Here is a 6,432-nt window from a genome sequence, read left to right as displayed (position 1 = left end):
GGGCGGGTCGGCACCGGCATCGGGTCGGCCGGCCCCGCCCCCCTGCGGGCCTCCGAGGCCGAGCGGTTCCTGGAGGGCCTGTTCGAGTCGGAGGGCCTATGGGGCTCGCGGGCCCCGGTCGCCGACGCCGCCGCCGGCCGGTTCGGCGAGCTGGTCGCCGCCGCCGCCGAGCCGATCGACGACGTCCGGGGCACGGCCCCCTACCGGGTCCACGCCCTCGGCGTCCTGGCCCGCAGGACCCTGGCCTGGGCATGGGCCGAGTACCGCGGCGGAAGGAGCTGACGGCGATGCGCGTCTCCTGCAGGGTCAACGGCGAGCCCCGCCACGCCGACGACGTCTGGGAGGGCGAGAGCCTCCTCTACGTGCTGCGCGAGCGCCTCGGGCTGCCCGGCTCCAAGAACGCCTGCGAGCAGGGCGAGTGCGGCTCCTGCTCCGTCTACCTGGACGGCGTCCTGGTCTGCGCCTGCCTGGTCCTGGCCGGCCAGGCCGAAGGCGCCGAGGTCGTCACGGTCGAGGGCCTCGCCGACGGCGACACCCTCCACCCGGTCCAGGAGGCGTACGTGGAGGCCGGCGCCGTCCAGTGCGGCTTCTGCACCCCCGGCCTGGTCGTCGCCACCCACGACCTGCTCGCCCGCAACCCGACCCCCACCGACCCCGAGATCCGCGAGGCCCTGGCCGGCAACCTCTGCCGCTGCACCGGGTACGAGAAGATCCTGGACGCCGTCCGGCTGGCGGCGGGCCGGGAGCAGAGGGAAGCGCCGTGACCGTCCCGGTGGCGCCGGCCCGCCAGCCGTTCGCCCCGACGGCGCCGGTCAGCGGCGGGGTCGGCGAGAGCCCGCGCCGTCCCGACGGCACGCTCAAGGTGAAGGGCGAGTTCGCCTACTCCTCCGACCTGTGGGCCGAGGGGATGCTGTGGGGGGCGACGGTCCGCAGCCCCCACGCGCGGGCCAGGATCCGGGCCGTCGAGACCGCCGAGGCCCTGGCCATGCCCGGGGTCCTGGCCGTCCTCACCTCCGAGGACGTGCCCGGCCGCAAGACCTACGGCCTGGAGATCCCCGACCAGCCGGTGCTGGCCTGGGAGGACGTCCGCTACCAGGGCGAGCCCGTCGCCCTGGTCGCCGCCGACCACCCCGAGACCGCCCGCCGGGCCGCCGCCCTGGTGGCGGTCGACTACGAGGAGCTGGACCCGCTGGTCGACCCCGAGGCCGCCATGGCCGACGGCGCTCCCCCGCTCCACCCCAAGGGCAACGTCCTGCGCCACATCCGCATCCGCCACGGCGACCAGGACGCGGCCGCCGAGGTGGTCGTCGCCGGCGAGTACGAGGTGGGCATGCAGGACCAGGCCTTCCTCGGCCCCGAGTCGGGCCTGGCCGTGCCCGACGGCGAGGGCGGGGTCGACCTGTACGTCTCGACCCAGTGGCTGCACGTCGACCGCGACCAGCTCGCGGCCAGCCTCGACCTGGCGCCGGAGCGGGTCCGGATCACCCTGGCCGGGGTGGGCGGCGCCTTCGGCGCCCGCGAGGACCTCTCCATGCAGATCCACGCCTGCCTGCTCGCCCTGCGCACCGGCCGCCCGGTGAAGATGCTGTACTCGCGCGAGGAGTCGTTCTTCGGCCATGTCCACCGCCACCCGGCCCGGCTCGCCTACGAGCACGGCGCCACCCGCGAGGGCCGCCTGGTCTACGTGAAGGCCCGGATCGTGCTCGACGGCGGCGCCTATGCCTCCAGCTCGACCGCCGTCTGCTCCAACGCCGCCTGCTTCGCGGTCGGCCCCTACGACGTGCCCAGTGCCACCGTCGACAGCTATGTGGTCTACACCGACAACCCGCCGTGCGGGGCCATGCGCGGGTTCGGGGCCGTGCAGACCTGCTTCGCCTACGAGACCCAGATGGACCGGCTGGCCGCCGAGCTCGGCATGGACCCGGTGGAGCTGCGGCGCCGCAATGCCATGGACACCGGCAGCCGCCTCCCTACCGGCCAGGCCGTCGAGGGCGCCGCCCCCGTGGCCGAGCTGCTGCAGCGGATCCAGGCCGTGCCCCTGCCCGCCGACCGGCCGGCCGAGCCGCTCGACCTGCGCGCCCTGCCCGGCGGCGTCTCCAACGTGACCCACGGCGAGGGCGTCCGGCGCGGGGTCGGCTACGCCGTCGGGTTCAAGAACGTCGGCTACTCCGAAGGCTTCGACGACTACTCGACGGCCCGGGTCTGGCTGTCGGTCGTCGCCGGCGAGCCACGGGTCGAGGTCCACACCGCCGCCGCCGAGGTCGGCCAGGGCCTGGTCACCGCGCAGGCCCAGATCGCCCGCACCGAGCTCGGGGTCGAGCAGGTGGTCGTCCTCCCGGCCGACACCCAGGTCGGCTCCGCCGGCTCGTCCTCGGCGTCACGCCAGACCTGGATGACCGGCGGCGCCGTCAAGGCCGCCTGCGAGGCCGTCCGCGCCCGCGTCCTGGAGCTGGCCGCGGCCAGACTGAGCCGGCCCGCCACCGACCTGGCCCTTCGGGACGGCGACGTGGTCGCCGACGACGAGCCACGCCTCGCCCTGACCGACCTCCTCGCCGACGAGGCCGTCGAGGAGACCCGCGAATACCACCACCGCCAGACCCGGTCCCTCGACCCCGAGACCGGCCAGGCCGACGCCCACGTGGCGTTCGCCTTCGCCGCCCACCGGGCCGTGGTCGACGTCGACACCGAGCTCGGCCTGGTCAAGGTCGTGGAGATCGCCACCGCCCAGGACGTCGGCAAAGCCATCAACCCCCAGGCCGTCGAAGGCCAGATCGAGGGCGGCATCGCCCAGGGTCTCGGCCTCGCCGTCATGGAGGAGATCCAGGTCGCCGACGGCAAGGTCGGCAACCCGTCGTTCACCGACTACCTGATCCCCACCGTGCTCGACATGCCCCCCGTCCGCCTCGACGTCCTCGAGCTGGGCCACCCCGACTCCCCCTACGGCCTCCGCGGCGTCGGCGAGCCCCCCACCATCTCCTCCACCCCGGCCATCGTCGCCGCCATCCGCGCCGCCACCGGCCGTCCCCTCACCCGCGTCCCCGTCCGCCCCGAGCACATCGTGGACGTCCCCGCCCCCGAGTCGCGGGTCGACCGGACAGGTGCGGAGGCGGGTCGCGCCGGCCCTCCGGAGGCCGGGAACGGCGCTGCCGGATCCCGGCCTGATCGGGCGGAAGCCGAACCGGATCCGGCGGGTCCAGACCCCGCTCCACCGAACCCCGACCCGGCGGATGCGGTTGCCGACCGGGCGAGCGCTGGACCGCCCGACCCCGACCCGGACGGAGGCTGACCGTGCCCGTTCCCCCGGCCGAGCTGACCGCCGAGCTGACCATCGACCCCGGCGACGACCAGGCGGTGCAGGCGGGCCGCCAGGCGGCCGCCGAGACCGGTCTCGCCCTGGACGCCGGCCCGACCACGACCGCGCTGTCCGGCGCCAGGTCAGAGGTGCTCGGCGCCCTGCACCGGGTCCTCGACGCCGCCCTGTCCGCCGGCGCCGCCACCGTGGACGTCAGGCTGGAGGTCCCGCGCGACGCCCGCGAGGACGCCTGATCCGTTCCACGTGAAACATCGCGGGGTCAGGTGGGTCGGGCCGGATGGGTCGGGGCGGACCCGGCCCGCGGCCTGGGTTCACCAGGCCCGGCCCTGGTCAGCCCTTGTCGAGCTCCGCGCCCAGCTCCGCCGCCTCCCGCTCGACCCGCGTCCGCAGCGCGCGCTTGTCGGACTCCTCCAGCCAGGTCGCCTCCACCCCGTCCAGCGCGATCGCCACCATGTCCTCCCAGCGGTAGTCGAACGCCTCCATGCACGACCGGTACTCGCGGCCGAGGTCGAGGTCGGTGAGGGCCGGGTCGTCGGTGTTGAGCGTGGCCAGCAGCCCCGCCTCCCGCATCCGCCGGTACGGGTGCAGCTCCAGGCGCGGCACGGCGTTGGCGATCACGACGTTCGAGCTGGGGCAGACGGTGAGCGGGATCCGCTCCCCCGCCAGCCGCCGGGTCAGCTCCTCGTCGTGGAGGCTCGACAGCCCATGGTCGATGCGCTCCGACCCGAGCACGTCCAGCCCGGCCCAGATGTGGCTCGGCGGCGTCTCCTCCCCCTGGTGCGAGGTCCGCCGCAGCCCGGCCTTGCCGGCCAGCTCGAACGCGTCGGCGAAGTCGGTCGGGTCGACCCCCAGCTCGGTCGAGTCCAGCCCGACCCCGATGACCCGCTCGGTCCCGGGGCTCGCCGCCTCGCGCAGCTCGACCAGCCGCCTGACCATGGCCAGGCCCGCCGCCCCCCCGTAGGCCCGGTCGACGTCGGCGATCAGCATCGCCCGGACCCCGGTCTCGGCCTCGGCCGCCTCCAGCCCCTCGGCCAGCCCGGCCACGATGTCGGCCAGGTCCTGCCCGGCGTCCAGGTGCCGGGCCGGCGTGAAGAACGTCTCCCGGTAGACCAGCCCGTGGGCGGCCCCGTCGACGATGCTCTCGTACGCCAGCCGGGCCCAGTCCTCGCGGCTGCCCAGGGTGGACTGCACCAGCCAGAAGATCTCCAGGAAGGTGTCGAGGTTCGAGTACCGGTACAGCTCGGTCGGGTCCGAGGTGGGCAGCTCGATCCCGTTCTTGCCGGCGAGCTCCACGACCGTGCCCGGTCGCATCGTCCCCTCGACATGGCAGTGCAGCTCCACCTTGGGGAGCCGGTCGAGCGCGGTGACGACGTCCACCGTCCCTCCTTCGTCGGAGTGGGGTTCGGGCAACCCTAACCGGCGCCGCTACGCTCGTATACCTCGCGCCGCAGGGTCCCGATGAACGGCAGGTTCCGGAAGCGCTCGGCGTAGTCGAGCCCGTACCCGACCACGAACACGCTCGGGATGTCGAAGGCCTTGTACTTCACCGGCACCTCGACCCGCAGCTCGTCCGGCTTGGCCAGCAGCGCGCACACCTCCAGCGAGGCCGGCCGCCGCGGCCGCAGGGTGGCCAGCAGGTAGTCGAGCGTCAGCCCGGTGTCCACGATGTCCTCGACCAGGACCACGTGCCGCCCCTCGATCTCACGGTCCAGATCCTTGAGCAGCCGCACGACACCCGACGACTCGGTCGCCGACCCGTAGGACGAGGTGGCGATGAAGTCCACCTCGTGCGGGATCGTCAGGGCCCGCGAGAGGTCCGCCATGAGCACCACGGCCCCTTTCAGGACACCGACGAGCAGCAGGTCGCGCCCCCGGTAGTCCTCCGAGATCCGCGCCGCCAGCTCGGCCACCCCTTGCCGGACGGTCGCCTCGTCCAGCAGCACGGACTCGATCTCGCGTTGCGCCATCCCGCACCCCTCGCCCAGTGCCGCCCCGCCGCTGGGCGCGCTCCGCCTGCACTCCCCCCAGCCTAGCCCGACCGCCCAGCCCGCCGAAACCGGAGCATCATGGTCTGCCCATGTCAACGCTCCGAGGAGGCCGCGTGCCGGAGGACCCCCAAGCCCTCGCCCAACGCTCCGCCCAGGCGATGTACGACGCCGACGAGGCCTCCCGCCACCTCGGCATCCAGATCACCGACGTCGCCCCCGGCCGAGCCACCGCCCGCATGCAGGTCCGCGACACCATGCTCAACGGCCACGCCATCTGCCACGGCGGCTACGTGTTCCTCCTCGCCGACACCGCCTTCGCCTTCGCCTGCAACACCTACGGCCCCACCACCGTCGCCGCCGCCTGCGACGTCGTCTTCCTGGGTCCCGCCCACCTCGGCGACGACCTCATCGCCGAAGCCACCGAACGCCATCGCTACGGCCGCAGCGGCATCTACGACGTCACGGTCCGCCGGGAGGCTCCTGAGCCCACCGTCATCGCCGAGTTCCGCGGCCACAGCCGCACGTTACGCCCGTGATGCCCCCCCACCCCCTGTGCTACATTGCGCCCGCACAGCCGGAGGCTGAGCAGGTGCATCGCACCCGGGCCTGTAGCTCAGGCGGTTAGAGCGCATCCCTGATAAGGATGAGGTCCCAGGTTCAAGTCCTGGCAGGCCCACCAACCAACCCAGCAGGTCACGGCCACCCCAGCCGATCATCGGCGGTCGCCCTTCCGGCGGTGTTGCCCGGTTCGTGCCACCCGCGTGCCACTCCCAGCTGCGGCCGAGTCCTCCGAGCGCGCGGAGGCGGCCTGGATCAGCTCGTCCAGAGCGGCCGCGATGGCGGCATCCCGGCCAGCCATGACGTGCTGATAGCGCAGGGCGGCGGCCGAGGAGGAGTGCCCCATCCGCACCATCAGCTCACGGGTGCTGGCGCCGGCGGCGACGGCCAGGGTGGCGGCGGTGTGGCGAAGGTCGTGGAAGCGGAGCCCCTGGACCCCGGCGGCGCGGGTGGCCGGGATCCAGACCCGGCGGGTGAAGTTGCTGCGACGGATGGGGCCGCCCCGCTCGGCCGGGAACACCAGCCCGTCCGGGCCGGGCTCGGCATAGGTGCTCAGGTGCTCGGCCAGCGCCT

8 protein-coding genes and 1 tRNA gene are annotated in these 6,432 nt (G+C 74.1%); 6 read left to right on the top strand and 3 right to left on the bottom strand.

Annotated features, from left to right (window positions below):
* From VF468_18245 to VF468_18230, 4 genes are all read left to right on the top strand, one after another.
* On the top strand, positions 1-282 hold a 282-nt coding region (locus VF468_18245; GenBank protein ID HEX5880230.1), incomplete at its 5' end, for a xanthine dehydrogenase family protein subunit M.
* 5 nt (positions 283-287) lie between these two features.
* Complete coding sequence (locus VF468_18240) at positions 288-764, top strand: (2Fe-2S)-binding protein (GenBank protein ID HEX5880229.1); 477 nt, start codon at positions 288-290, stop codon at positions 762-764.
* Positions 761-3,286, top strand: a complete 2,526-nt coding sequence (gene pucD, locus VF468_18235; protein HEX5880228.1) for a xanthine dehydrogenase subunit D — start codon at positions 761-763, stop codon at positions 3,284-3,286. The genes VF468_18240 and pucD overlap by 4 nt, the downstream gene beginning before the upstream one ends.
* Before the next feature lie 2 nt (positions 3,287-3,288).
* Positions 3,289-3,546: a hypothetical protein gene (locus tag VF468_18230; GenBank protein HEX5880227.1), complete on the top strand. Its 258-nt coding sequence runs from the start codon at positions 3,289-3,291 to the stop codon at positions 3,544-3,546.
* 97 nt (positions 3,547-3,643) lie between these two features.
* Here VF468_18230 and add read toward each other — a convergent pair whose 3' ends face one another.
* The gene (gene add, locus VF468_18225) at positions 3,644-4,690 is read right to left on the bottom strand and encodes an adenosine deaminase (GenBank protein ID HEX5880226.1); all 1,047 of its coding nucleotides are present in this window, start codon (positions 4,688-4,690) and stop codon (positions 3,644-3,646) included.
* A gap of 35 nt (positions 4,691-4,725) precedes the next feature.
* Entirely contained in the window at positions 4,726-5,280 is a 555-nt protein-coding gene (gene hpt, locus VF468_18220; GenBank protein ID HEX5880225.1) for a hypoxanthine phosphoribosyltransferase, read from the bottom strand.
* Between the two features lie 179 nt (positions 5,281-5,459).
* Between hpt and paaI the strand changes: the two genes are divergently transcribed.
* Together paaI and VF468_18210 are read left to right on the top strand one after the other, a co-directional pair.
* Complete coding sequence (gene paaI, locus VF468_18215) at positions 5,460-5,837, top strand: hydroxyphenylacetyl-CoA thioesterase PaaI (GenBank protein ID HEX5880224.1); 378 nt, start codon at positions 5,460-5,462, stop codon at positions 5,835-5,837.
* Positions 5,838-5,903: 66 nt separating this feature from the next.
* Positions 5,904-5,980, top strand: a tRNA-Ile gene (locus VF468_18210).
* 33 nt (positions 5,981-6,013) lie between these two features.
* Here the strand turns inward: VF468_18210 and VF468_18205 are convergent.
* The coding region (locus VF468_18205; protein ID HEX5880223.1) for a tyrosine-type recombinase/integrase at positions 6,014-6,432 on the bottom strand (419 nt) is incomplete at its 5' end.

This window comes from Actinomycetota bacterium (assembly GCA_036280995.1).
In the GTDB taxonomy this organism is placed as follows: Bacteria; Actinomycetota; CALGFH01; order CALGFH01; family CALGFH01; genus CALGFH01.
This window is presented reverse-complemented; position numbering and strand designations above follow the sequence as displayed.

What these genes read in the sequence shown, in the direction of transcription:
- hpt (HEX5880225.1), bottom strand. Translation starts at nt 5,280, where the DNA reads ATGGCGCAACGCGAGATCGAGTCCGTGCTGCTGGACGAGGCGACCGTC.
- VF468_18240 (HEX5880229.1), top strand. Translation starts at nt 288, where the DNA reads ATGCGCGTCTCCTGCAGGGTCAACGGCGAGCCCCGCCACGCCGACGAC.
- paaI (HEX5880224.1), top strand. Translation starts at nt 5,460, where the DNA reads ATGTACGACGCCGACGAGGCCTCCCGCCACCTCGGCATCCAGATCACC.